Annotated in this window: 24 protein-coding genes; 11 read left to right on the top strand and 13 right to left on the bottom strand. The window is 72.4% G+C overall.

Annotated features, from left to right (window positions below):
• Positions 1-34: 34 nt before the first annotated feature.
• Complete coding sequence (locus tag ACWZEH_RS21725) at positions 35-1,633, bottom strand: acyl-CoA mutase large subunit family protein (RefSeq protein WP_456192783.1); 1,599 nt, start codon at positions 1,631-1,633, stop codon at positions 35-37.
• A gap of 342 nt (positions 1,634-1,975) precedes the next feature.
• On the opposite strand from ACWZEH_RS21725, the gene ACWZEH_RS21720 reads away from it, so the two are divergent.
• Positions 1,976-2,956: a L,D-transpeptidase family protein gene (locus ACWZEH_RS21720; protein ID WP_456199753.1), complete on the top strand. Its 981-nt coding sequence runs from the start codon at positions 1,976-1,978 to the stop codon at positions 2,954-2,956.
• A gap of 186 nt (positions 2,957-3,142) precedes the next feature.
• Here ACWZEH_RS21720 and ACWZEH_RS21715 read toward each other — a convergent pair whose 3' ends face one another.
• From ACWZEH_RS21715 to ACWZEH_RS21695, 5 genes are all read right to left on the bottom strand, one after another.
• Complete coding sequence (locus tag ACWZEH_RS21715) at positions 3,143-4,258, bottom strand: hypothetical protein (protein WP_456192782.1); 1,116 nt, start codon at positions 4,256-4,258, stop codon at positions 3,143-3,145.
• The gene (locus ACWZEH_RS21710; RefSeq protein ID WP_456192781.1) at positions 4,258-4,932 is read right to left on the bottom strand and encodes an RNA polymerase sigma factor; all 675 of its coding nucleotides are present in this window, start codon (positions 4,930-4,932) and stop codon (positions 4,258-4,260) included. Before ACWZEH_RS21710 ends, ACWZEH_RS21715 begins: the two co-directional genes overlap by 1 nt.
• 343 nt (positions 4,933-5,275) lie before the next feature.
• Positions 5,276-6,169 (bottom strand): hypothetical protein, encoded by an 894-nt coding sequence (locus ACWZEH_RS21705; RefSeq protein WP_456192780.1) that lies wholly within the window; start codon positions 6,167-6,169, stop codon positions 5,276-5,278.
• A 193-nt stretch (positions 6,170-6,362) separates the two neighbouring features.
• Entirely contained in the window at positions 6,363-6,980 is a 618-nt protein-coding gene (locus ACWZEH_RS21700; RefSeq protein WP_456192779.1) for an RNA polymerase sigma factor, read from the bottom strand.
• 164 nt (positions 6,981-7,144) lie between these two features.
• On the bottom strand, positions 7,145-7,576 hold the full coding sequence (locus ACWZEH_RS21695) for a hypothetical protein (RefSeq protein WP_456192778.1): 432 nt from the start codon (positions 7,574-7,576) through the stop codon (positions 7,145-7,147).
• Between the two features lie 199 nt (positions 7,577-7,775).
• On the opposite strand from ACWZEH_RS21695, the gene ACWZEH_RS21690 reads away from it, so the two are divergent.
• Complete coding sequence (locus tag ACWZEH_RS21690; RefSeq protein ID WP_456192777.1) at positions 7,776-8,030, top strand: hypothetical protein; 255 nt, start codon at positions 7,776-7,778, stop codon at positions 8,028-8,030.
• A gap of 68 nt (positions 8,031-8,098) precedes the next feature.
• Here ACWZEH_RS21690 and ACWZEH_RS21685 read toward each other — a convergent pair whose 3' ends face one another.
• The 3 genes from ACWZEH_RS21685 to ACWZEH_RS21675 all read right to left on the bottom strand — a co-directional run bounded on the left by ACWZEH_RS21685 (position 8,099) and on the right by ACWZEH_RS21675 (position 11,079).
• Entirely contained in the window at positions 8,099-8,668 is a 570-nt protein-coding gene (locus ACWZEH_RS21685; protein ID WP_456192776.1) for a hypothetical protein, read from the bottom strand.
• Between the two features lie 108 nt (positions 8,669-8,776).
• Positions 8,777-9,331 carry a hypothetical protein gene (locus tag ACWZEH_RS21680; RefSeq protein WP_456192775.1) on the bottom strand — a complete coding sequence of 185 codons (555 nt, stop codon included), beginning with the start codon at positions 9,329-9,331 and terminating at the stop codon, positions 8,777-8,779.
• Between the two features lie 149 nt (positions 9,332-9,480).
• On the bottom strand, positions 9,481-11,079 hold the full coding sequence (locus ACWZEH_RS21675) for a beta-N-acetylhexosaminidase (RefSeq protein WP_456199752.1): 1,599 nt from the start codon (positions 11,077-11,079) through the stop codon (positions 9,481-9,483).
• A 256-nt stretch (positions 11,080-11,335) separates the two neighbouring features.
• On the opposite strand from ACWZEH_RS21675, the gene ACWZEH_RS21670 reads away from it, so the two are divergent.
• From ACWZEH_RS21670 to ACWZEH_RS21650, 5 genes are all read left to right on the top strand, one after another.
• Entirely contained in the window at positions 11,336-11,917 is a 582-nt protein-coding gene (locus ACWZEH_RS21670) for a 2-oxo-4-hydroxy-4-carboxy-5-ureidoimidazoline decarboxylase (protein ID WP_456192774.1), read from the top strand.
• A gap of 269 nt (positions 11,918-12,186) precedes the next feature.
• Complete coding sequence (gene sdhC / locus ACWZEH_RS21665; protein WP_456192773.1) at positions 12,187-12,567, top strand: succinate dehydrogenase, cytochrome b556 subunit; 381 nt, start codon at positions 12,187-12,189, stop codon at positions 12,565-12,567.
• Between the two features lie 5 nt (positions 12,568-12,572).
• Complete coding sequence (locus ACWZEH_RS21660) at positions 12,573-13,055, top strand: succinate dehydrogenase hydrophobic membrane anchor subunit (RefSeq protein WP_456192772.1); 483 nt, start codon at positions 12,573-12,575, stop codon at positions 13,053-13,055.
• A gap of 19 nt (positions 13,056-13,074) precedes the next feature.
• Positions 13,075-14,829 (top strand): succinate dehydrogenase flavoprotein subunit, encoded by a 1,755-nt coding sequence (gene sdhA / locus ACWZEH_RS21655; RefSeq protein ID WP_384017946.1) that lies wholly within the window; start codon positions 13,075-13,077, stop codon positions 14,827-14,829.
• Complete coding sequence (locus tag ACWZEH_RS21650; RefSeq protein WP_456192771.1) at positions 14,829-15,608, top strand: succinate dehydrogenase iron-sulfur subunit; 780 nt, start codon at positions 14,829-14,831, stop codon at positions 15,606-15,608. Before sdhA ends, ACWZEH_RS21650 begins: the two co-directional genes overlap by 1 nt.
• Before the next feature lie 84 nt (positions 15,609-15,692).
• Here ACWZEH_RS21650 and ACWZEH_RS21645 read toward each other — a convergent pair whose 3' ends face one another.
• The 3 genes from ACWZEH_RS21645 to ACWZEH_RS21635 form a co-directional block, all read right to left on the bottom strand.
• Positions 15,693-15,959 (bottom strand): TM2 domain-containing protein, encoded by a 267-nt coding sequence (locus ACWZEH_RS21645; protein ID WP_257851236.1) that lies wholly within the window; start codon positions 15,957-15,959, stop codon positions 15,693-15,695.
• 233 nt (positions 15,960-16,192) lie between these two features.
• Positions 16,193-16,552: a DUF2752 domain-containing protein gene (locus ACWZEH_RS21640; RefSeq protein ID WP_456192770.1), complete on the bottom strand. Its 360-nt coding sequence runs from the start codon at positions 16,550-16,552 to the stop codon at positions 16,193-16,195.
• A gap of 49 nt (positions 16,553-16,601) precedes the next feature.
• Complete coding sequence (locus ACWZEH_RS21635; protein WP_456192769.1) at positions 16,602-17,087, bottom strand: TM2 domain-containing protein; 486 nt, start codon at positions 17,085-17,087, stop codon at positions 16,602-16,604.
• Positions 17,088-17,289: 202 nt separating this feature from the next.
• Between ACWZEH_RS21635 and ACWZEH_RS21630 the strand changes: the two genes are divergently transcribed.
• Positions 17,290-17,700 carry a VOC family protein gene (locus tag ACWZEH_RS21630; protein ID WP_456192768.1) on the top strand — a complete coding sequence of 137 codons (411 nt, stop codon included), beginning with the start codon at positions 17,290-17,292 and terminating at the stop codon, positions 17,698-17,700.
• Between the two features lie 99 nt (positions 17,701-17,799).
• Positions 17,800-18,678: a TetR/AcrR family transcriptional regulator gene (locus ACWZEH_RS21625; RefSeq protein WP_456192767.1), complete on the top strand. Its 879-nt coding sequence runs from the start codon at positions 17,800-17,802 to the stop codon at positions 18,676-18,678.
• Here ACWZEH_RS21625 and ACWZEH_RS21620 read toward each other — a convergent pair.
• Complete coding sequence (locus ACWZEH_RS21620) at positions 18,671-21,106, bottom strand: MMPL family transporter (RefSeq protein WP_456199750.1); 2,436 nt, start codon at positions 21,104-21,106, stop codon at positions 18,671-18,673. The genes ACWZEH_RS21625 and ACWZEH_RS21620 overlap by 8 nt on opposite strands.
• A gap of 162 nt (positions 21,107-21,268) precedes the next feature.
• On the opposite strand from ACWZEH_RS21620, the gene ACWZEH_RS21615 reads away from it, so the two are divergent.
• Both ACWZEH_RS21615 and ACWZEH_RS21610 read left to right on the top strand, forming a co-directional pair.
• Complete coding sequence (locus ACWZEH_RS21615; RefSeq protein WP_456192766.1) at positions 21,269-21,958, top strand: response regulator transcription factor; 690 nt, start codon at positions 21,269-21,271, stop codon at positions 21,956-21,958.
• 56 nt (positions 21,959-22,014) lie between these two features.
• Positions 22,015-23,562 (top strand): sensor histidine kinase, encoded by a 1,548-nt coding sequence (locus ACWZEH_RS21610; RefSeq protein WP_456199749.1) that lies wholly within the window; start codon positions 22,015-22,017, stop codon positions 23,560-23,562.
• Positions 23,563-23,564: the final 2 nt, after the last annotated feature.

Genomic DNA, 23,564 nt, shown 5'->3' with positions numbered 1-23,564 from the left:
GCCCGCGGTCACTCATACGAGGTAACCGACCAGCTCAGAAGGCGTCGCTCGGCACGTACGTCCCCCAGACCTCGCGCAGCGCGTTGCAGACCTCGCCGACGGTGGCGCGGGCGCGCAGGGCGTCCTTCATGGGGTAGAGGACGTTGTCCTCGCCCTCGGCGGCCTTCTTCAGGGCGGTCAGGGCGTTGTCGACGGCCTGCTGGTCGCGCTCCGCGCGGAGTGCGGCCAGGCGCTCGGCCTGCTGGGCCTCGATGGCCGGGTCGACGCGCAGCGGCTCGTAGGGTTCCTCGGTCTCGAGCTGGTAGCGGTTGACGCCGACCACGACCCGTTCGCCCGAGTCGGTCTCCTGGGCGATGCGGTAGGCGGAGCGTTCGATCTCGCTCTTCTGGAAGCCGTGCTCGATGGCGTTGACCGCGCCGCCGAGGTCCTCGACCTTCTCCATCAACTCGAGTGCCGCGGCCTCCACCTCGTCGGTCATCTTCTCGACGACGTAGGAGCCGGCGAACGGGTCGACGGTGGCGGTCACGTCCGTCTCGTAGGCGAGGACCTGCTGGGTGCGCAGGGCCAGGCGGGCGGACTTGTCCGTCGGGAGCGCGATGGCCTCGTCGAAGGAGTTGGTGTGCAGCGACTGGGTGCCGCCCAGGACGGCCGCCAGGCCCTGCACGGCCACGCGCACCAGGTTCACCTCGGGCTGCTGGGCGGTCAGCTGGACGCCGGCGGTCTGCGTGTGGAAGCGCAGCATCAGCGACTTGGGGTTCTTCGCCCCGAACTCGTCCTTCATCACCCGGGCCCAGATCCGGCGGGCCGCGCGGAACTTGGCGACCTCCTCCAGGATCGTCGTGCGGGCGACGAAGAAGAACGACAGGCGGGGTGCGAAGTCGTCGACGTCCATGCCGGCCGCCACCGCCGTACGGACGTACTCGATGCCGTCCGCGAGGGTGAAGGCGATCTCCTGCGCCGGGGACGCGCCGGCCTCGGCCATGTGGTAACCGGAGATCGAGATCGTGTTCCACTTGGGGATCTCGGCCCGGCAGTACTTGAAGATGTCCGCGATCAGCCGCAGGGACGGCTTGGGCGGGAAGATGTACGTGCCGCGGGCGATGTACTCCTTGAGCACGTCGTTCTGGATCGTGCCGGTCAGCTGGTCGGCGCCGACACCCTGCTCCTCGGCCACCAGTTGGTACAGCAGCAGCAACAGGGCGGCCGGGGCGTTGATCGTCATCGACGTGGAGACCCGGTCCAGCGGGATCCCGCCGAACAGCACCCGCATGTCGTCGACCGAGTCGATGGCGACGCCCACCTTGCCGACCTCGCCCGAGGCGATCGGGGCGTCGGAGTCGTGGCCCATCTGGGTGGGCAGGTCGAAGGCGACCGACAGGCCCATCGTGCCGTTGGCGATCAGCTGCTTGTACCGGGCGTTGGACTCGGTCGCGGTCCCGAAACCGGCGTACTGGCGCATCGTCCACGGCCGGCCCGTGTACATCGTCGGGTACACGCCCCGGGTGAACGGGAACTTCCCCGGCTCGCCCAACTGCTCGGCCGGGTCCCAGCCCTCGAGGGACTCCGGCCCGTAGACCGGCTCGATGGGCAGTCCGCTCTCGGTGGACCGGGCACTGCCCGACTCGCGTGCCATGGTGTGATGCCTCCCGCTGAGCAGCGCTGCTCGGCTGCTTGCCCGTTCACGTCAGGTCGGGTGCCCGTCAGGTGCTCCCCCGTACCGACCGCCTGCCCACCGGTACGGACCCGGCCCTTCGACGGACTGTAGTCGTGGGGGTGCGACCCGGTGCAGGGGCACACGCTGGGACCTTCCTCACAGGGCCGGTGGGACCCCGCTCACAGCGCTCGCCTCCGCCGCCGTCCGCCTGTCACTCACCACCATGCCCCCTGGTTCGGGAGCGGTCACGTCGGGGACCATCTCAGGTGACGGCACGCAGGGACCGGTGAGGCGAGGGGGGCTCGCGTGCGTACTACGGGCATGGGGACCAGGGCGCGGGCGTCGGCGGGGGCCCGGTCGCGGCCGGGCACGGGTACGGCGGCGAGGGCCGTCGCCGCGGGCGTGGCGCTGGCCGCGCTGACCGGGGGCGCGGTGGGCTGCACCGTGCAGCCCGTCGACGCGGACGGCAACGGGCGGTCACCGGTGCGCATCGAGCTGCCGAGCGGCACGCCGTCGGTGTACCGGCCGCCCGCCGGGTCCGGCGACGGGTCCGGGTCCGGCGACGGTTCCGGCTCCGGCGGCGGTTCCGGCTCCGGGGCCGACGACGGCAAGGGTGGCGGGGGTTTTGGCGCCGGTGACCGGCCAAAGAGCGTGCCCGCCCGGCCCCCGGCGCGGGTGCTGTGGTCCCCCGGCGACTCGGGGCGTGACATCCGTGAGCTCCAGGCCCGGCTGCGTCAGGTCGCCTGGCTGTTCGACGGGCCCACCGGGACGTACGACGGTGCCACGCGGGAGGCCGTCGAGGGGTTCCAGGGCAAGCGGGGGCTGCCGCGGACCGGGCGGACCGACACCGTCACCTGGCAGCGGCTGCTCGGCATGACGCGTGAGCCGGGCCGGTGGGAGCTGTACCTGATGGGCGGCCAGCCGGCCGCCGCTCCCGACGCGCGCTGCCGGACGGGACGCGTGCTGTGCATCAGCAAGTCCAGCCGCACCCTGCGCTGGATGATCGACGGGCGGACCCTGACGACGCTGCCCGTCCGCTTCGGCTCCGACCCCACACCGACGCGCGACGGTGTCTTCGAGGTCTACTGGAAGTCCCGCGACCATGTGTCCACGCTCTACGACTCACCGATGCCGTACGCCATGTTCTTCAGCGGCGGCCAGGCCGTGCACTTCTCGGCCGACTTCGCCGCGCGGGGCTACGCCGGCTCCTCGCACGGCTGCGTCAACGTGCGGGACGAGGCGGCCATCGCCGGGTTGTACGAACAGGTGCGCAACGGCGACAAGGTCGTCGTCCACTGGTGAGAAGGGCGCGGGCGGGACCGGGGGAACGTGTCCCGCCCGCGCCGAGTGCACGAGCCGCAGGTACGGGGGGAACCCCGGCTCCGTGCAGAAGCCGATGACCAGTCGGCTCACCCAGTACTGCGCCCCGGTGGCCGAAAACGTCACACCTGGCGACACGGAAACGCCGAACGCCGGTAAAACCGCAGGTCAGCCGGATGCGCCGGCGCCCTTGCCGCTCTTTCCCTTGTCGCCGTCGGCGTTCCCGTTCGCGTTCCCGTTCGCGTTCGCGTTCCCGTTCGCGTTCCCGTCGGCATCGCCGGTCGCGTTGCCCTTCCCGTTCCCGTTCCCGTTGTTGCCGTCCGCCGCAGCCCCGGTGCCGCCGGTGCCGTTGCCGGTGCCGTTGTTCCCGTTTCCCGTGGCATCGTCGCCCCGGCCGTTGCCGGTGCCGGTCCCGTTGCCGCCGTCACTCTCTGCCGTGGAGCCGGCACCGGAGCCGGAGCCGGAGCCCGTGCCCGTGTCGGCTCCGGTGCCGTGGGTGGCCAGGACGTTCTCGCAGTACGGCCCGACATGGGCGGAGCCGCCCGCCGCGCTCTCCAGCAGGCGCTTGCGGCTGCCCGGGAGCTTGCGGCCGTCGCGTAAGGCACGGCAGGCCGAGACGATCTGCTTCCCCCGGCCCTTCCCGGCCGCGAGGTCGCCGGTCTTCACACCGGGCTCCGTCGCGCCGCCGTCCTCGTCGTCGCCGAGGCCCGGTCCGTCCTGCTGCCCGGTGCCACCGTCGGCGTTCCCGGACGGCTTGTCCGGATCGCCGCCCCCGGGCGTGGCGCCGCCCGGCGCGTCCTCCTTCGACGGGGGCCCGGGCAGGGGGCGTTCGGCTGGGGCGGTGGCGGTGGACGTGGCGGCGGGGCCGGAGACTCCGGACGGTGTCGGCAGGACCCCGGTACCGGCCAGGACCGCGGCGCCGCCGACCATGCCCACGGTCAGCGCGGCGGCCAGCCCGAAGCGCGCCGGGCGCGCCCAGCGGGGTCCGTGCTCGGCTCCGGGACGGTCCGCGGGCGGGGCACCGATGCTGACCAGTTCCCCGTCGGCGCCCCGCGCGGCCTGTTCCGCCCGCTCCTCGCGGACCGTGCGGAAAGCGGCCAGCGCGGCGGCCTCACCGGGGAGTTCCCCGTCGGCCGGCGGGGGTGGGGCGGACAGGGCGCCGAGGACGCGCGCGAGCCGTTCGGCCTGTTCGCGGTCGGCCGGGTCGACGGCTTCGGGTGACTCTCCGCTCAGCAGTCGCTCCGCCGTTGCGCGGTCCAGCCACCTGTACTGCTCGTCGGCCATCACATGTCCTTCTGCGTCCGCGCTCGCATATGCGTCACACTCGCGGACGTCACCGCAGGGCTGCGTGGTTCTCTCTGGGGCGGGAGGCCGTCGAGTCCCCCCGCGGATTCCGGATGTGCTTCCGGATCGCCGTCGAGTATCTCAGCCAGCCGCCTCAGGCCCCGGTGCGCGGCCGTGCGTACGGCGCCCGGCCGTTTGCCCAGCGTGGCGGCGGCGGTCTTCGCGTCGAGGCCCACGACCACCCGCAGGACGACGGCCTCGGCCTGGTCCTGCGGCAGCCGGGAGATGAGGGCGAAGGCGCCGTCGGTGGCCATCGCCTCGATGGCCTGGTCGGCGGTGTCGGACTCCGCGGGCCGCCCGTTCAGTTCGCTCTCGTCACCGCCGATCGCGGGGCGGCGCCCGCGCATGCGGATGTGGTCGAGGGCACGGTTGCGGGCGATCCTGGCGGCCCAGCCGCGGAACCGGTCCGCGTCACCGCTGAACCGCTGCAGGTCCCGGGCGATCTGCAGCCACGCCTCGGACGTCACGTCCTCGGCGTCGAGCTCACCGACCAGCGTGCGTACGTACCCCAGCAGCCGTGGGTGCACGGCCCGGTACACCGTCCGGAACGCGGTCTCGTCCCCGTCCTGTGCCGCCCCCACCGCGGCCGTCAGCTCCGCGTCGTCCCCCAGCACCGCGCACCCTCTTTGCGCCTAAGCCGGCGCCGCTCTCGCGGACCGGGTTCTCGCCGTCGTGGTTCCTCGATCGATGGTCGCGGTCTCCGGCCGCGAATGGGTCGTGGTCATGCTTCCGTCGCAGCCTGGCGCGAAAGGCACGTTACGACCTCAAACCTCTCCCCGTCCATGTCCGCCCGCGTTTCCGTGCATGATTCAACAGAGCTGTGACCGGGCGGTGTGACAGAAAACGCACTCATGGCGCTGTAGGAGTCACGGGCCGCCGCGCGGCCCGTGCCGCGCGACGGCCGGGGCCTCTCCTGTGGGGGGTGGCGGCCTCGGCCGTTGCCTTGGCAGCCGTGGTTTACGGCTTCTTCCCGCCGTCCGGCCGGGCGGACGCGCCCTGACGGCCGCCCGCGCCGTTGCCCGCGGCTTCGCCCGCGCCGTTGCCCGCACCGCTGGAGCCGATGCCGGAGTCGCCCGCGTCGCCGGTCCGGTCCCCGGACGCACCGGCGCCACCGGGCTGCGACCCGCTCGGCGCCGACCGCGGCTGCCCGGCACAGTGGGCGTCGACGTTGTCCGCACCGCCCGCCGCGTCCACGAGCCGCTTCCATGCGGCCGGGTCGAGCGCGTTGCCGCGCCCCTCGAGCTTCTCGTACGCCCGGCAGTGGGCCTCGGTGTTCCGGGCCCTGAGGGGGCGCTCCGGGGCGGCGGGACCCGAGCCCGCGTCCGGGCCGGCGGTGCCGGGCCGGCCGGCGGACGGTTCCCCGGACCACGGGGCGAAGGTGCCGGCCGGTGTCGTCGGACGGCCCCCGCCGCCCCGGAAACCTTCCGTGTCCGTCACGGCCCCGCCGATCCCCGCGACGGCGACCCCGCCCAGGCCGAGGCCGGCGACCAGGACGGAGAGGGTGGCCCTTGCCGAGAAGCGGCCGAGGCGCCGTTCCCGGGGGCGCCAGTCGTCGCGGCGCCGGGTGCGGGTGCGGTGCGCGCCCGCACTCCGCGCCTCCCGGAACGCGGCCACGGCCCGCTGTTCGGCCCCGGCGTCGACACCGTCCCGGGTCAGGGCTCCGGCGAGCATGGCCCCGATGCCGACGGCATCGGGGCCGACGGCGTCAAGCGCGGCTGCGTCACGGGCCGGAGAGCGACCGGACGCGGGTACGGAGAAAGAGGTGGAGGTGGAGGCAGACCCCTGTGACGTGGCCTCGGGGTGCTCACGCCGACGGCCGGGCGCCCCGCCGCCGTTCCTCCGTTCACCCATGTCCGTTTCCGTCCCTGCTCGATCCGTTCAATCCGCCCGTTCCGTTCGGTCCACCCGGTCCACCCGGTCCACCCGGACGGCACCGCCCGGGCCCGGGCGGGCGGTGCCGTCCGACCGACGCATACGTGGCGCGCGTCCGGCCTGTTCAGAGCGCCGTGCCGGCCGCGCCGTCACGCGCGGTCCCCGTCACCGGCTACTTCGACCCACCCAGCGTCCGCGAGGCCCCATCCGTCACACTCCCGCCGTCCAGCTGCACGGCCAGGCGTTTCAGGCCCCGGTACACGGCCGTCCGTACCGCGCCCGGCCGCTTGCCGAGGACGCGGGCGGCGGCGGGGCCGTCGAGGCCGACGACCACCCTCAGCAGTACGGCCTCGGCCTGGTCCCGGGGCAGCCCGGCGACCAGCCCCAGGGCACGCTCGGTGGAGAGGACCTCCAGTGCCTGGTCGGGCGTGCTCTGCGGGCCGGGGAGGTTCAGCACGTCCTGTTCCAGCGTCGAGGGCCGTGGCCGCGCCCGTTGCCGGCGCAGGTGGTCCAGTGCCCGGTGCCGGGCGATGGTCGCCGTCCAGCCCCGGAACCCGGCCCCGTCGCCCTTGAACCGGCCGAGGTCGCGGGCTATCTCCAGCCAGGCGTCCGAGGTCACGTCCTCGGCGTCGTCGCCGACCAGTCCGCGCACGTAGCCGAGCAGTCCGGGCTGCACGAGTCGGTAGGCCACGGCGAAGGCGGCCTCGTCACCGTCCTGGGCCCGCGCGACGGCCGCGCCCAGTTCCCCGTCGTGCGCCTGTGCGCGGCGGGGTTGCCCTCCCTTGCCCAAGAACTGTCCTCGTCCGTACCGGTCCGCGACGCGGCCGTCCGGCGCGCCCCGTCGGGTCGTGCCCACGGCCCCACGGTCATCAGCGTCCGGCGCCATGAAAGTGTCACAGCTCGTCAGCAGCCCCGCGCGTCCCACGAACCCGCCGGTGCGGGCCGCCCGTCACCTCAGCGGTCACCGCTCGACGCGTCCCGGCACAGCAGGCGCAGGGACCCGTCGGCCGTGTAGCAGCGGCGGGCCTCCTCCATGGGGTTCCAGAAACGGCCGTCGGGGGTACGGATCCAGTACTCGCCGTCCGAAGCCACCCACTCGCCGCCGGCCTGCCGCACCATCACCTCACCGGCGTAGGCGCCGAACCCGCGCAGCACCGTCTCCACGGCGGCGTACGGGGCCGACTCCCCGCGTATCTCCTCGATGGCGCGGTCGGCGCTCCACAGACTGCGCGCCGAGTAGTCCAGGCGCAGCCGCGCCCCTTCGCGCATCGCCGTCACGGTGTCCGCCGCCCACCGCACGGGCTTGGCCGCGGCCGAGGGCCGGGCCTCCTGCCGTGTCGTCGCGGTCGTCGCGGTCGTCGCGGTCGTCGGAGTTTCAGTCGTCACAGTCGTCACACCCGATAGAGCGCCAGGGCCCGCGGTTTCGTCACCCGGATGCACGGGAGCACGGGCAACCGGCGCAGAACCGACCCGGCTTCGTCGCAACACGGTCACAGGCGCCGCCGTTCGGGCCGGTGTCCGGCTCTGCGAGCCGCGGGGCGGTCGACGTCGGGGGGACGGATCGGGGCCCGGGTGCGCTCCCGTCGTGTTGAGTACGTACTTCCGCTTCCGCGCCGTGCCGCCCTCGGCCCTGCGCAACGGCCCCGCCCGGCTGCTCCGGTTGTTCGAGGACGACCGGGAGACCGTGCGTGAACGCATCGGCCGGCACCGCGAGGAGGTCCTCGGCAAGGGCTGCCCCGACCACGAGCTCCTCTACGCGGACGCTCTCCCACCGCACGCGGCGAACGGGCCGCCCCCACGTGGTGCCCGGCGGCCGGCCGGTCTCCCCGCCCTGCCCTGACCGCGTTCCACACACGCACGGCACGGCGGCGCGAGACGGTGGTGGAGTGGCTGCTGCTTCGATCCGGGTCAGCCGTCCCTGCGGTTTCGGCGGGACAGGACCGCGGCGAGGACGCGCCGGCCCTCCGTCGAGACCTCCAGCACGCGCCGCAGACCCGCCGGGCCGTGACCGGCCAGGACCTCCAGAACGGTGATCTGGCGGCGCAGTTCCGCGGCGCCGAGCGGCGACAGCGGCAGACCCTCCGTGCGGCCTCCGCGGGCTGCCTCGATCGCGTCCGCCACGTCCTCGTCCGGAGCCCCGCCGTCCAGGATGCGGTGGATCCGCAGCGCGGTGACCGAGCAGGTGTGCGCCCACTCCCGCAGTGCGGAGGCGGAGCGCTCCGCCGGGGCGGTGGCGAGCATCCCGTGCGCGAGCGCCGCCGCGGCGTCCGCGCCGTCCGCCGCGGCGAGCTCGCCGCGCGTCTGCTCCAGCCGCTCCGCCCAGTCCTCGGCGGCCGCGTCCTCGGCGAGGCTCCCCCACAGCGGGCGCAGCGTCTCGTCGTCACCGCCCAGCAATGGCACGCAGCGATCCAAACAAGCCAGTCCGCTCGCGGCCAGTGCTCGCTCGCCGGCCTGCGCGATCAGTTCCACCAGGCTCATCCACGTCCCCCTCAGCAGGTCTTCGCAAGCCTCCGAAAAGGCCTTTCACGGACCTCACCGGTACGGAGGCCGCACTCTGCCCTTACTGCGTGCGACGGGCCGGGAGTGTCACAGGGGCACCACTCCGAGCCGGTCGAGCAACCGGAAGAGCAAGTTTTCGGCCACGGGGTCGGGGTCCGCGGTCAGCACCTCGACCAGTTCCTCCACGGCCACGGCGTGTCCGGCCTCGGCGGCCCATTCGACGGCCCGGTCGGCGGCGTCACGGGGTTCCAGGAAGTAGTCCTCCAGCGTGAGCCCGCCCTGCACCGCGCCCGCCGCGCCCTCGCCGCCGTCCGCCCCGCCGCCGTCCGGCGCCGGGGCTCCGAGGTAGCCGGCCGTCGCGGACCGCGCCAGGCAGGTCGTCCAGGCACCGCTCGCCGGTGCGGCCGCCTCCACCACCACGCAGGCGCTGTCCATCACGTAGCCGAACAGCGCGGGTGCGCCGGTCTCCCTGGCGAGGTCGTTCATGTTCCCGATGCCGCCGTCGCCGCTCGGGTACTCCCAGACCTGCCATCCGCCCGGCGCCGAGGTGCGCAGGGTCATGCCCCGGGCGCCGGCCAGCGCGTCCCGTTCGGCGAGCGGCCGTTCGTCACGGCCCACGACGAAATACCCCCAGTAGCCCATGTGCCGGTATTCCCCCCGGTGTATTGGTTTCGACTCGTCAGAAGACCACCACAGTCGCAAGGGGGTTCGCAGGAATATGCCGCGATCCGCCCCGCACAACTCCATCTGTACCGACTGAGGGCCGCTGAAACCGCCGCGCCGGGCCCGGCTCAGTCCACCTCGTCCGCCAGGCTCCGGAACTCCGCCCAGGACAAAGCCGGTTCGGCCGGGTCCCAGAGCTTCTGCGTGGTCGCCCGCAGCGGCATCCTGATCCCGGCCGCGACCTGGTCCTGCGTCTGGGAACGGGACAGGTCGCACCAGACGGCGAAGGACCCGCCGAGGATCTGACCGTCGTACCGGGCGGGGACGGCGCTGGTTCCGCGCAGCACGAGCGGCGTCCACTGCTCGTAGATCCGCTCCCCCGTCGGGTAGGCGAAGTCGTTCGGCTCGCCGAGCACGTAGTAGAGGAACTCGTCGTTGTAGTTGACGACCTCGCGGCCCTCGCCCAGGTAGTCCGCCGGCTGCCGGGCGCCGATCTCCTTGCCGGTCCAGTAGGCGACCTGGATGTCCTTCGCGGCCTGCACCGAACCGCCCTCGAAGAAGCCGTCGTTCCAGGCGCGGAGGGTGCGGTCGTGGGCGCGGACGGTGTCGGCGCGGTCGTTGAGCCAGCTCGTGGCCAGGTCCTCGACACTCGCGCCGGGTCCGTGCTCCTCGCGCGCGGCGGCGGCCAGTCCCGGGAACGACGCCTCGGGGTCGGAGACCACCAGCGCCTGGTACTCGTCGGCGCCGAGGTGCCACTGCGAGCCGGGGAACAGTCCGGCGTACTCGTTCAGCAGGTCGTCGACGATCCCGGCGGACTCCGGATCGGAGATGTCGATCGCGCCGCGCACGGGCCCGCCGCCCGCGTCGCGCAGCTGGAGGCCGGGGTGGGCGGCGATGACCGCGCCGAGGTGTCCGGGCGAGTCGATCTCGGGCACGACGGTGATGTGCCGGCTCGCGGCGAGGTCGACGATCCGCTTGACCTGTGCCTTGGTCAGACGCTGGTCGGAGACGATCTCCGGGTGCGAGTCGGACTCGATGCGGAAGCCCTGGTCGTCGGAGAAGTGGAGACCCAGCTCGTTGTACTTCAGGTCGCCGAGCTCGCGGACCCGGTCCTCGATCCAGTCGGCGGTGAAGTGCTTGCGGGCGATGTCCAGCATCATCCCGCGCCGCTGCTTGGCCGGCTCGTCGCGCACCACGCCCTCGGGGGCGGTCCCGGCACCGCGGATCTGCTGCTTGAGGGTGCGGGTCCCGTAGAAGACGCCCGCCTCGGCGGGAGCACTGACGGCCACCCGCCCGCCCCGCACGGTCATCGTGTACGACTCGGGGTTCGCGCCCCCGCCCTTGTTCAGCTCCAGGCGCAGGTCCCCGGCGCGCTCGTCGTCCTTCTCCCCCGCGTAGGCGAGGCCCAGCTCCCCGGCTATGAGGCGGCCCTCGTCCGCCAGCGCCGGATCTCCGACGACCACCCGGTGACCGCGCCCGGGCCGCCAGCCGGGGCCGCGCTCGGCGCTGTGGTCACGGACGGCGGGAATGGTCCGGGGCGCCTTCGACAGGGGGTAGGAACGGGTGGGGCTCGGTTCGGGCGTCCCGGAGGGCGGTGAACCCGCGGCGTCCGCGGAGCGGGAGGCGGCGGAGCCGGCCGGGCCCGTGTCGTCGTCCGACGTCGCCCAGAGACCGACGCCCACCCCGGACGCCGCGACCAGCGCGCCCGCGGCGAGGGCCACGGCCAGCGTCCGCCGCTGCCGCGTTTGCCGAGCGGAGGGCCGACGCCTGTGCTGCCTGTGCTGACTCACACGACCAACCTACGGCCCATCCGGGTGACGGACGCCGAGGAGCCGTTCCGAAACTCTCCCGTCCGAGTGAATTTCGACTATCGATCGGACACGTCATGGACTCACTCGATAACGTGACGGCACAACTCTCACACCATCCGCCACCCCATCTCCACCCCCATCCTTCCTGCCCCCTTCCCCCACCGACGCACACGTGACACCCCGAGGACTCACGCTGCCCGCGCACCGTCTCCCGCATCTCCCCGGCCGTGTCGCCCTTCCCGGACAGTCGCGCGGCACCCCCGGAGCACCCGACACGCCCGGTGCCCGATCCGGGCTGGAGCACTTCAACGCCATGCCGTCCGAGGACGCCGAGCGCGCCCTGCTGGCCTGCCTGCACAGCCCTCGCTGGGCGGTGCGCGTCGCGGCCCACCGCCCGTACCCGGATCTGGAAGCCCTCCTGGCGGCGGCGGACGAGGCGGCCTACGACCTGCCCCGCGCGGACCGCGCCGAGGCACTGGCCGCGGAATCCCTCCCCGGCCTCCCGGCGGACGCCTACTCCGCCGCCCACACGGCCCTGAACGCGGCCAACGCGGCCTACGGGAGCCGGTTCGGACATCCGTTCGTCATCTGCCTCGACGGTCTGAAGCCGGACGAGGCCCTGGACCACGTACTCGAAGGCATCCGGTCACGATTGGCCAACGATCCGGAGGAGGAGCGCCTGGTCGCCGCGGAGGAACTCCGGCGCCTGGCCCGGGGCCGTCTGACCGGCCTCCTCGCGAACGCGGGCCACTGACGGGCCACTGACGGGCCACGGCAGCCACCCGGAGGCGGCACCAAACCGCACCAAGTGACCCAAAAGCCCCACGGCGGCCCCTCGGAAGCCGTTCCGCGGACCGCTCCCTAGCCCGTAAGCGTGCCAGTTCGATCACAGCGGCAGGGCCCCTGTCCGCCTCGCGGCCACACGTGGCTACGATGCTGGGGGCCGGTGGACCGTACCCGGCCGGGCCCGACCGACAAGGAAAGCCGGCGCGGCCCCAATCCCCGCTCCCGGAGGAAACTTCCGTGCCGGCTGGAACGCTGTACCGCGGCCGGGAAGGAATGTGGTCCTGGGTGGCTCATCGAGTCACCGGCGTCCTCATCTTCTTCTTCCTGTTCGTCCACGTGCTGGACACCGCCCTCGTGCGCGTGTCCCCCGAGGCCTACGACACCGTCGTGGCCACGTACAAGACGCCGATCGTCGCGCTGCTGGAATACGGCCTCGTCGCCGCCATCCTCTTCCACGCGCTCAACGGCCTGCGTGTCATCGCCGTCGACTTCTGGCTCCAGGGCGCCCGGTACCAGAAGCAGATGCTCTGGACCGTTGTCGCCCTGTGGGCCGTGCTGATGATCGGGGCGATCTACCCCGTGCTCGGCCACGCCGCTCGTGAACTGTTCGGGAGCTGACGCCCATGTCCACGACTGAATCCACCGCTTCGGGCATCGGCCCCGTCGAGGGTGCGTCGCTCTACTCGGTCGACAACCCGGCGCCGGTCATCGAGCCCCCGCGCAAGCGGACCAAGAAGACCCCGAAGACCACCCGGGGCAACTTCGAGATGGCCGCCTGGCTGTTCATGCGCCTGTCCGGCGTCGTCCTGGTCGTCCTGGTCGTCGGGCACCTCCTGATCCAGCTCGTCCTGGACGGCGGCGTCTCCAAGATCGGCTTCGCCTTCGTGGCGGGCCGCTGGGCCTCGCCGTTCTGGCAGGTCTGGGACCTGCTGATGCTGTGGCTCGCGATGCTGCACGGCGCGAACGGCCTGCGCACGGTCATCAACGACTACGCGGAACGCGCGAACACCCGGCTGTGGCTCAAGGGCCTGCTCTACACGGCCACGGTGTTCACCATCCTGCTGGGCACGCTGGTGATCTTCACCTTCGACCCGAACATCCGTTAGGCACGGGGCTGCGAGAATCATGAAGATCCACAAGTACGACACCGTCATCGTCGGCGCCGGTGGCGCGGGCATGCGCGCGGCCATCGAGTCGACGAAGCGCAGCCGCACCGCCGTCCTGACCAAGCTCTACCCCACCCGCTCCCACACGGGCGCCGCGCAGGGCGGCATGGCCGCCGCGCTGGCCAACGTGGAGGAGGACAACTGGGAGTGGCACACCTTCGACACGGTCAAGGGCGGTGACTACCTGGTCGACCAGGACGCCGCCGAGATCCTGGCGAAGGAGGCCATCGACTCCGTCCTCGACCTGGAGAAGATGGGCCTGCCGTTCAACCGCACCCCGGACGGCACCATCGACCAGCGCCGCTTCGGCGGTCACAGCCGCAACCACGGCGAGGCTCCGGTCCGCCGCTCCTGCTACGCGGCCGACCGCACCGGTCACATGATCCTCCAGACGCTGTACCAGAACTGCGTGAAGGAGGGCGTGGAGTTCTTCAACGAGTTCTACGTCCTGGACCAGCTGATCACCGAGGTCGACGGCGTCAAGAAGTCGGCCGGTGTGGTGGCGTACGAGCTGGCCACCGGTGAGATCCACGTCTTCCAGGCGAAGTCCGTGATCTACGCCTCCGGCGGCAACGGCAAGTTCTTCAAGGTGACGTCCAACGCGCACACCCTGACCGGTGACGGCCAGGCGGCCGTGTACCGGCGCGGGCTGCCGCTGGAGGACATGGAGTTCTTCCAGTTCCACCCGACCGGCATCTGGCGCATGGGCATCCTGCTGACGGAGGGCGCCCGCGGTGAGGGCGGCATCCTGCGCAACAAGGACGGCGAGCGCTTCATGGAGAAGTACGCGCCGGTCATGAAGGACCTCGCCTCCCGCGACGTGGTGTCCCGGTCCATCTACACGGAGATCCGTGAGGGCCGCGGCTGCGGTCCCGAGGGCGACCACGTCTACCTGGACCTCACCCACCTCCCGCCGGAGCAGCTGGACGCCAAGCTGCCCGACATCACGGAGTTCGCGCGGACCTACCTGGGCATCGAGCCGTACACGGACCCGATCCCGATCCAGCCCACCGCGCACTACGCCATGGGCGGCATCCCGACGAACGTCCGGGGCGAGGTGCTGGCGGACAACACCACCGTCGTCCCCGGCCTGTACGCGGCCGGCGAGGTCGCCTGCGTGTCGGTGCACGGTGCCAACCGGCTGGGCACCAACTCGCTGCTGGACATCAACGTGTTCGGCAAGCGGGCCGGCATCGCGGCCGCCGACTACTCGCAGACCGCCGACTTCGTCGAGCTGCCCGAGGCCCCGGAGTCCTTCGTCGTCGCGCAGATCGAGCGGCTGCGGTCCTCCACCGGCACCGAGCGGGTCTCCGAGATCCGCCGCGAGCTGCAGGAGACCATGGACGCCAACGTCATGGTGTTCCGCACGGAGCAGACGATCAAGACGGCCGTCGAGAAGATCGCCGAGCTGCGCGAGCGCTACCTGCGCGTCTCCGTGCAGGACAAGGGCAAGCGGTTCAACACGGATCTGCTGGAGGCGATCGAGCTGGGCAACCTGCTCGATCTGGCCGAGGTCATGGCCGTCTCCGCGCTCGCCCGCAAGGAGTCCCGCGGCGGCCACTACCGCGAGGACTACCCGAACCGGGACGACGTCAACTTCATGCGCCACACCATGGCGTACCGCGAGGTGGGCGACGACGGCTCCGAGTCGATCCGGCTCGACTACAAGCCGGTCGTCCAGACCCGCTACCAGCCGATGGAGCGTAAGTACTGATGGCTACCCCTGTTGTGGACAAGGCGGAAGCGGCCGGATCCCCCGAGCCCGGCTTCGGCGACTCCCCTTACATCACCGCCACCTTCCGGATCCGCCGGTTCAACCCGGAGGTCTCCGCCGAGGCGACCTGGGAAGACTTCCAGCTGGAGATCGACCCCAAGGAGCGTGTCCTCGACGCGCTGCACAAGATCAAGTGGGATCAGGACGGCACGCTGACCTTCCGCCGTTCCTGCGCCCACGGCATCTGCGGCTCCGACGCCATGCGGATCAACGGCAAGAACCGCCTGGCGTGCAAGACGCTGATCAAGGATCTCAACCCGGAGAAGCCGATCACGGTCGAGGCGATAAAGGGCCTCACGGTCCTCAAGGACCTGATCGTGGACATGGAGCCGTTCTTCCAGGCGTACCGGGACGTGATGCCCTTCCTGATCACGAAGGAGACCAACGAGCCGACACGTGAGCGGCTGCAGTCCTCCGAGGACCGCGAGCGCTTCGACGACACGACGAAGTGCATCCTGTGCGCCGCCTGCACGTCCTCGTGCCCGGTCTTCTGGAACGACGGCCAGTACTTCGGTCCGGCCGCCATCGTCAACGCGCACCGGTTCATCTTCGACTCGCGCGACGAGGCCGGCGAGCAGCGCCTGGAGATCCTCAACGACCGTGACGGCGTCTGGCGTTGCCGTACGACCTTCAACTGCACGGACGCGTGCCCGCGCGGTATCGAGGTCACCAAGGCGATCGCGGAGGTGAAGCGGGCGCTCATCACGCGCCGCTTCTGACGCTTCACCCGTGCACGGCCAAGGCCCCGGTCCACCGGACCGGGGCCTTGGCCGTGTGCGGACGCCGGAGCGGTCGGCGCCGCGTCAGCCGCGCAGGACGCGGCCCTCCTTGTCGGTGCGGTCGTTGCTCACGAGGAACATGACGCCGTCGATCAGCGCCCAGAAGCCGAGGCCACCACAGGTGAGCAGCTGGGCGACACCGATGCCGACGGAACCGACGTAGAAGCGTCCGATGCCCAGGGTCCCCAGGAAGATCTGGAGGAGACCGGCGACGATCTTCGACTTGTCGGAGTAGGGGCGGCCCTGCGGGTCGTGGCCGTAGGGGGCCTGGGGGCCGGCGGGGACGGTCATGGCGCTGCTCCTGGGGAGAAAAAGCGTGATGCGCCGGGCAGGCTGCCCGGACGGCTCAGGAGGGAGCAGCGGAAACACGCATACGGATCCCGCGCGACTACGGCGCCAAAACCCACGGTTCGCGAACCGTCCCCCCTGCGCCAGAGGAGCGTAAGGCGCCCGGCGTTCGAACGGGAAAGCGAGAAGTCGAATGTTCCCGTTCCGTGATCAACTCGGCCCGATTACCGCATATTTCAGACGATGTTGCGAGCGATCGTCCAGGCCACGGCCGTCGTCAGGATCAGCACCTGGACCCAGGGGGCGATCCGGGGCGCCCAGGCGCGGCCGCGCAGCCCCTCCAGCGTCCAGCGCCCCCACAGCGCCAGGGCGAACGGCGCGGCGAGCAGCAGGGCCCTGTTGTCCAGCCAGGCGGCGGCGAACTGGCCGTGCATCAGGTCGTACACCATGCGCGTGCCGCCACAGGCCGGGCACAGCAGGCCGGTGACGGCCCGCAGCGGACACTGGGGCAGGAGGTGACCCGGCTCGTGCGGGTCGGTGCCCCACAGGTGGGCGGCGCCCGCGGCGCCCGCGGCCAGCACCGCGACGGGGGCCACCGCGGGATGCCACCGCGGGCGCCCCCGGGACGGGGCCCGAGGTGCCGCGTCAGCCACGCAGGATCCGCCCCTGGGCGTCCGTGCGGTCGTTGCTGACCAGGTACATGATGCCGTCGATCAGCGCCCAGAAGCCGAGCCCGCCGCAGGTGAGCAGCTGGGCGACGCCGATGCCGACCGAACCGGTGTAGAAGCGGCCGATGCCGAACGAGCCGAGGAAGAGCTGGAGAACACCGGCGACGATCTTCGACTTGTCGGAAAGGGGACGCCCGTAGGGGTCGTACCCGTAGGGCGCGCCGGGGTCGGGAGCACCGGGAACGAACCCGGGGGACGGGGGCTGCTGGAACCCGGGCGGGGGCGGGTAGCCACCGGGGGGCGGCGGGTAGCCGCCGGGGGGCTGCTGATAGCCGCCGGGGGGCTGCTGGCCACCGGGGGGCTGCTGGGGCCCGGGGTGCGGGTAGCCGTAGGGGCCGGACGGGCCGGAGTTCGGGGGGCCGAAACCGGGTGACTTGGACGGCTGCTGCGGCTGCTCGCTCACAGTGGGTCTCTCCTGAAAGATACGGATAACTGTCGGTCATCTTGCAGGACTCGGGCGGTAATGAGAAGTCGGATCCCGCGCAGGGCCTGTGGCACATGATCCGCCGGGGGAGGCTTCGAGGCCGTCCGTCCGGACGAGTGAGCCTTCGCCGCCCGGTCACCGCCTCGGCCCGCTCTGTGCCGTTACCGCCTAATGTGACGTCATGTCAGACGATGAGTCCTACGAACTGCTCGGATTCGACCATGTGCTGCTGCCCGTCGGGGACCTCGACGAGGCCGTCGGGTTCTACGGACGGGCCGGGTTCCCGGTCGGCTTCCGGTTGGACGAGGCCGGGATCGTGCGGCTGAAGGTGGGTGGCGAGACGCCCGGGGTGCTGCTGCGGCACGAGGCGGGCCTGGGCTGCCGGCCGCCGGCGTGGCCCTCCGCGCGGGTGTGGCTGGAGGTACCGGACGCCCGTGTCGCCGCCGGGGCGCTGGAGGGCGCCGGGATCGGTCTGCTCGACGGACCGTTCCCGGGCGCCACCGGCTGGACCGTCGAGTTCGCCGACCCCTGGGGGAACGTGGTCGGCCTGACCGACTACACCAAGCGCCCGCAGCTGGGCCGCCGGCCGTAGCGTCGGTCCACGCCGGCGCGGGGAGCGGTCCGCGCGGGCGCGGGGAGCGGTCCGCGCGGGCGCGGGGAGCGGTCCGGCCTGGGGCTAGGCTCTCTGTCCGTGTCCGTGAAGAACGACGGTCCCGGTGACGGTGCCGCACTCAGCAAGTCCGAGCAGACCCGCGCCCTGATCCTGGAGACGGCCATGCGGCTGTTCCAGGAGCGCGGGTACGACAGGACGACCATGCGGGCCATCGCCACGGAGGCCGGTGTCTCCGTCGGCAACGCGTACTACTACTTCGAGGGCAAGGAACACCTGATCCAGGGGTTCTACGACCGGATCGCCGCCGAGCACCAGCGGGCGGTGCGGGAGGCCCTGGAGCGGGAGACCGATCTGGAGGACCGGTTCGCGGGCGTACTGAAGGCGTGGCTGGACATCGCCACGCCGTACCACGAGTTCGCCGTGCAGTTCTTCAAGAACGCCGCCGACCCGGACAGCCCGCTCAGCCCCTTCTCGCCCGAGTCGGAGCACGCGCGCGTGGAGGCGATCAGCGTCCATCGGGACGTGCTGGCCGGTTCGAAGGCCAAGGTGCCCGCCGGGCTGCGGGAGGTGCTGCCGGAACTGATGTGGCTGGCGCAGATGGGGCTCGTCCTCTACTGGATCTTCGACCGCACCGAGGGCCGCGAACGCAGTTACCGTCTCGCCGAGCGCGGCGCCCGCATCACCGCGCGGGGCGTCGCCCTGGCCCGCTTCCGCGTCCTGCGCCCACTGGTGCGCGAGGTGCACGACATGTTCACGGAGTTCCTGCCGGGGATGACCAGGATGCTGCCGGACCCGGCGAAGGCGCAGGAAGCCCCTGCCGGGAACGACGACGGGACGGGCCGCGGGACGCCCGCCGGGAACACGGAGGGAGCCCATGGGGAACCCCCCGGGAACGGCGACGGGACGGCCCACGGGGCGCCCGCCGGGAACGACGGGCGCCCCGGTCGGGTCAGTTGACGGCGTCCACCTCACCCGGGGCGAGTTCCACGTCGTGCACCAGCGGGCCGCCGAGCACCGTCACCTGCCCCGCGCGGGAACCGTACGGGGCCGCCGTCACCGCCAGCAGGTAGGTGCCCGGGGACGGGACGGAGACGATGTACGAGCCGTCGGCGAGGGAGACGGCCCGGTCCAGCTGACGCCCGCCCGGGGTCAGCAGGGTGACGGCCGCGCCGTCCACGGGGTCGCCCCCGGCGGTGCGGACGAAGCCGTGCACGGCCGAGACGGCCGGGGCCGCCGGGTCGGGCCCCTCGCCGGGGGCCCGAGCGGCCGGGAGCGTGCCCGTGGCGTCCTCCCTCGGCTCGACCGCCAGATGCGGCAGCCGCTTCTCCAGCCCCGCCGGCAGCCACCAGTTGGCCTTGCCGATCAGATGCATCACGGCCGGTACCAGCGCCGTGCGCAGGATGAACGCGTCCAGGGCGACGGCCGCGGCGAGCCCCACGCCCGCCATGCCGGCCGCGTAGTCGCCGCTGAGCACGAAGGCGAGGAAGACGCACACCATGATCAGGGCCGCGGAGTTGATGACGCGGCTGGTCTCCGCGAGACCGACGCGCACCGCGCGGGCGTTGTCCCGGGTGTGCACCCACTCCTCGTGCATCCGGCTCACCAGGAACACCTGGTAGTCCATGGAGAGGCCGAAGAGCAGCGACAGCATGATGATCGGCAGGAAGGCCGCGATGGGGCCCTCCCTGCCGAAACCGAGCAGGTCCAGGCCCCAGCCCCACTGGAAGATCGCCACCAGGACGCCGAAGGAGGCCGCCGCCGCGAGCAGGTTCATCACGGCGGCCGTCAGCGGCACCACCAGGGAGCGGAACGCGAGCAGCAGGAGCAGGAAGCCCAGGCCGATGATCGTGCCGATGAAGAGCGGCAGACGGTCGCCCGTCACGGACGCGAAGTCCTTGGACACCGCCGTCACGCCGCCGACGTGGGCCTCGGCGCCCGCTGCGGGGATCACGTCCGCGCGCAGGACGTCGATGAGCCGGTCCGTCCTCTCGTCCTGCGGTGAGGTCTCGGGGACGACCTGGATGACGGTGACGCCGTTCGCGGGCGGCATCGGGGCGACCTGGGCGACGCCCTCGGTCTCCTCGACGGCCGTCACCAGGCGGTCGGACGCCTCGCCGTCCACCACCACCTGGAGCGGGCCGTTGAAGCCGGGGCCGAAGCCCTCGGCGAGCAGGTCGTAGGCCTTCCTGGTGGTCGTGGACGCCTCGTCGTTGCCCTGGTCCACGGTGCCCAGGCGCAGCGACAGCAGCGGGACGGCCAGCGCGGCCATCAGGACCACGGCGAGGACGGCGGTGGACCGCGGGCGGCGTTCGACGCCGGCGGCCCAGCGGGCCGCGAGGCCGGTGGGCCGGTCCGTCTTTGGGCCCCGCGCGGCGAGCGTGCGGCGCTGGCGGCGGCTGAGCACCCGGGGGCCGAGCAGTCCGAGGAGCGCCGGCAGCAGGGTGACGGCCGCGAGCACACTCAGCACCACGGTCAGCGACGTGCCGATGACGACGCCGTCCAGGAAGCGCAGGTTCGTCACCAGCATGCCGGCCAGCGCGATGCACACCGTGCCGCCCGCGAACAGCACCGCCCGCCCGGAGGTGTTGAGCGCGGTGACGGCGGCCTCCTCCGGGTCGTCGCCGCGCAGGATGCCTCGCCGGTGCCGGGTGACGATGAACAGGGCGTAGTCGATGCCCACGCCGAGACCGATCAACGTCGACAGCAGCGAGGCGAGTTCGGGCACGTTCGTGACGTGGCTGATCAGCTGGGTACCGAACATGCCGGTGCCGACGCCGAACACGGCGATCACGATCGGCAGCAGCATCGCGAGCACCGAGCCGAACGCCACGAACAGCACCACGGCGGCCGCGAGGACGCCGACCAGTTCGGCCGTGCCGGTGGGCGGCTCCTGGACCCGCGTGATGGCCTGGCCGCCCAGTTCCACCTGAAGTCCGTCGCCCGCGGCGTCCTTCGCCGTGTCGACGACGTCCTCGACGAGTTCCCTCGGCACGGCGTCCGCCTGTTCGGCGAAGGTGACCTGCGCGTACGCGGTCCGCCCGTCCCGGCTGATCTGCGCCGCGCCCTGCGGCCCGTAGGGGCCGAAGACGTCGCCGACGCCCTCCATGCGTCCGATCGCGGCCAGCGCGGGTTCCATCCGGTCCTGTACGGACGCCTCCCGCACGGAACCGTCCTCGACCTTCCACACCACGGTGTCGGTGTCGCCTGCGCGTTCCGGGAACGCCTTCTCCATCAGGTCGTACGCCCGCTTGGAGTCCGTGTCGGGCAGGGAGAAGACGTTCGCGTAGTTCGTGCCCGCGCCGCTCGCCGCCACCCCCAGCCCGAGCAGCGCCCCCACCCACAGCAACACGACCACCAGCCGGTGCCGATAGCACCAGCGTGCCAGTACCGCCACGTTCAAGCTCCTTCGTCGCTCCGTAGGTCCCCCGGGTCCTCGCAGCAGAATCGGCGGCCGGGCCCCCGCGGGGACACGACCCGCGCGGAACTCTCAAGGAACTCCAAAGCGGGAAGCGGTACGGCCGCGGACGCCCGCACCGATACTGGGAGCATGACGACGGCTCCAGGCACCGTGCTGGTCGTGGAGGACGAGGAGAGCATCGCCGATGTCCTCGCCATCGCCCTGCGCTACCACCGGTTCGAGGTCATGACGGCCGGCACCGTCCGCGAGGCGCTCGCGCTGACCGAGCACACGCACCCCGACGCGGCCCTGCTCGACGTCATGCTGCCGGACGGCGACGGCCGCGGACTCGGTCGTGAACTCCGGCTCAGGCGACCAGAGCTGGCGTTGGTGTTCCTCACCGCCCGGGACGCCCCGGCCGAGGTCGTCGGCGCGCTCGGCTTCGGTGACGACTACATCACCAAGCCGTTCAACGTGGACGAGGTCGTCGCGCGGGTGACCGCGGTGCTGCGCCGCACCCGCCCCGCCGACGCCCTCCCGCAGCGGGCGCCGCTGCGCCACGGCGACCTGGAGCTGGACGAGACGACGTACTCGGTGCGCCGCGCGGGCCGTTCGGTCGAACTGACCCCCACCGAGTACGCCCTGCTGCGCTTCCTGGTGCGCAACGGCGGGCGGATCGTGCCCAAGGACCAACTGCTGCGCCATGTCTGGCAGTACGAGCACACCCCGCCGGAGTCGACCGTCGTCGAGACCTACATCAGCTACCTGCGCCGCAAACTCGACACCCTGGGCCCGCCGGTGATCACCACCCGGCGTGGGGTCGGATACGGCCTGACGTGAGGGCGCCACAACCGCGGCCGTCCCGGCTCCCCCGACTCGCCCGGCTGCGCCGCCTGGTGCGCTGCGAGCGGGGCATCCACTCCCTGCGCGGCCGGCTGACACTGGCGAACCTGGTACTGCTCGCCATCGGCATCACGGCGGCGACCCTGGTGAGCGTGCTGGGCATGCGGTACTACCTGCTCGACCAGATCGACACGGAGCTGACCCGGAGCCGCGACTCGCTCGGCGGCTCCCGGCTGACGCTGCGGCAGATCGACTCGCTGAGCGTGCTGAGCTTCCTCACCGAGCGGGCGAACCCGGCGGAGAGCGGCGAGAACCGTCCCGACTCGATCTTCGCCGCCGTCGACTCCGGGGGCGAGACCGTGGGCATCCTCGGCTTCGAGCCGACCGAGGCCCAGCGCGCCCTGGCGGACGAGGTCGGCGACCCGCGCTCCCTGGTCCGTGACCCCGAGCCGCACGACCTCACGGTCCGGGGCACCGGCTACCGCGCCACGGCCACCCGGCTCGGGGACGGCACGTACATCCTGATCGCCACCTCCACCGAGTCCCTCCACGCCGGGGTCGCCAAGGTGGTCAGGCTCGACGTGGCCATCGGGACGCTGCTCCTGGCGCTGCTGGCCTGTCTGACGATGGTCAGCGTGAGGCGCCGGATGCGGCCGCTGGAGGACATGGTGGAGACCTCGTCGGCGATCGCCGAGGGCGATCTGACCCGGCGCGTGCCCTCCAGCCGGGATCCCATCCTGGAGGTGGAGCAGCTGCGGCTCGCCCTGAACTCGATGCTCCAGCAGGTCGAGTCGGCGTACCGCACGCGTGAGCGCAGCGCGGCCCAGCTGCGCCGGTTCGTCGCCGACGCCTCGCACGAACTGCGCACGCCGCTGGCGGCGATCCGCGGCTACCTCCAGTTGTACGACCGGGGGATGCTGCGGGAGCCGGTGGAGCGGCGGCGGGCCTGGGACAGGATGCTGGCGGAGTCCGACCGCATGGCGCGGCTCGTGGACGAACTGCTCGTGCTGGCCCGCCTCGACCAGCGGCCCGAACTGCGGCTGCGGAACGTGGACGTGTGCCGTCTGGCGCGGGACGCGGCCGAGGACCTGCGGGTGCAGCAGCCGGAGCGGCCGGTGACGGTCGACGCCGGCGGCACGGTGCTGGTACGGGCCGACGAGTCCGGGCTGCGACAGGTGCTGGGCAACCTGCTGGGCAACGTGCGGACGCACACACCCGCCGAGGTGCCGGTACGGCTCGGGGTGACCCGCGCCGGCGGGGCCGTGCGGCTGTGCGTGGCGGACGACGGCCCGGGGCTCGGCCCCGAGGACGCTGCACGCCTCTTCGACCGCTTCTTCCGGGCCGGCGGCGGCGCGGGCAGCGGTCTCGGCATGGCGATCGTGCAGGGCGTGGTCCACGCACACGGCGGCGAGGTGACGGTACGGACCGCCCCCGGCAAGGGTCTGACGGTCACGGTGACCCTTCCGGTGCGGGCGGAGTCAGAGGCGTGGGGAGCGGACCCGGCGCTCTCCGCGCCCTCACGGGAGGAGCCGGTCGCGGTGCCGACCGGCACGGCGGACCGGACCGACCCGCTGCCGACCGCCTTCCGGGACGGGTGCTGAGC

The sequence above is a fragment of the Streptomyces yamdrokensis genome (assembly GCF_053890455.1).
The sequence above is the reverse complement of the archived record's forward strand: the minus strand, read 5'-3'. Positions and strand labels throughout refer to the sequence as shown.